We start from the raw sequence: 1294 nt of genomic DNA on the forward strand, positions 1-1294 counted from the left end.
CCTCAGGCAGGTGGCAAAGGGCGAGGTCGAAAAGGTCAAGGGCATCGAAGGCGTCTCCAAGAACCGCCGCTCGCTGCTGCCTTACGGTGCGGTCGTGCTGCAGGAAATCATGGCGGCAATGCAGCCCTCGAAGATCGTCGTCTCGGCGCAGGGCGTGCGCGAAGGCTTCCTCTATTCGCTGCTCGACGCCGCCGAGCAGAAGGCCGATCCGCTGATCTCCGCGGCGGAGGAACTGGCGCTGCTGCGCTCGCGGTCGGTCCATCACGCGCATGACCTCGTCGACTGGACGGACAAGGCTTTCAAGGCCTTCGGCATCGACGAGACGGTGGATGAGGCGCGCTACCGCCACGCCGCCTGCCTGCTTGCCGATATCGGCTGGCGGGCGCATCCCGAATATCGCGGCCGGCAGTCGCTCAACATCATCGCGCATGCGTCCTTTATCGGCGTCGACCATCCTGGCCGCGCCTATCTGGCCCTGACCAACGCCTATCGCCATGACGGCATCTTCAACGATGCGATCGCGGCCGAGATCAAGACCCTGGCGCCGCCGCGCATGCTCGAGCGCGCCCGCGTGCTGGCGGCAATGATGCGTGTCGTCTACCTGCTGACGGCGGCGATGCCCGGGGTCATGCCGCGGCTGAAATGGGAAAGCCGCGGCAACGGTGCGCTTGCGCTGGTGCTGCCGGCCTCGCTTGCCGACCTCTATGGCGAGCGGCCGGCCGGCCGGCTGGCGCAACTCGCGCGCATCACCAACCGCCGCCTGGTGCTGGCGGTCGAGGGCGGGCCGAGCATTTCCGTCAAGTGACGGATCAGGTGATCTCGGCACCGACGCCAAAAGGGCGGCCGTCGGCCGACCATGCGCCGGCGCCGGCCATGGCGAGCGCCAGGAAGCCCCCGGCAATGGCAATGTCCTTCATCAGCATCTGCCGGTGCATGAAGGCGAGGGTCGCATCCTCGCCGCCCTGGCCGAAATGGCCGATGAAGCCGGCGACGATAGTGAAGGCGGCAAGCAGCAGCGCCGCGATCCGCGTCTGAAAACCGACAAGAATCAAAAGTCCGGCGATCAGCTCGAACAGGCCGGTGCCCCAGGCCGCCAGGGTCGGTAGCGGCAGGCCGAGGCCGGTGAAGTAATCGATCGTGCCGGATATGTTGGTCAGCACCTGGAAGCCCGAGGGCACGAACAGCGCGGCAAGCAGGAGCCGCGAGGCGAGAAGCAACGCGTTGCGGTTCATGGCCCACCTCCCTTGCCGGTATCCGGGAATGCACCGGCTCTCGGTGCAGTGTACGCCTGCAC

General features: G+C 66.9%; 1 protein-coding gene and 1 pseudogene. One reads left to right on the forward strand and one right to left on the reverse strand.

Annotation, left to right across the window (positions count from 1 at the left end):
* A pseudogene (locus EOA60_RS33385) lies at positions 1–805 on the forward strand (exopolyphosphatase); the annotation flags it as partial.
* A 4-nt stretch (positions 806–809) separates the two neighbouring features.
* Here the strand turns inward: EOA60_RS33385 and EOA60_RS33390 are convergent.
* Positions 810–1232, reverse strand: coding sequence for a DoxX family protein (locus EOA60_RS33390; protein WP_095802563.1), 423 nt, complete (start codon positions 1230–1232; stop codon positions 810–812).
* Between the last annotated feature and the right edge of the window lie 62 nt (positions 1233–1294).

The sequence above is a fragment of the Mesorhizobium sp. M1A.F.Ca.IN.020.06.1.1 genome, from assembly GCF_004023265.1.
Taxonomy (GTDB): Bacteria; Pseudomonadota; Alphaproteobacteria; order Rhizobiales; family Rhizobiaceae; genus Mesorhizobium.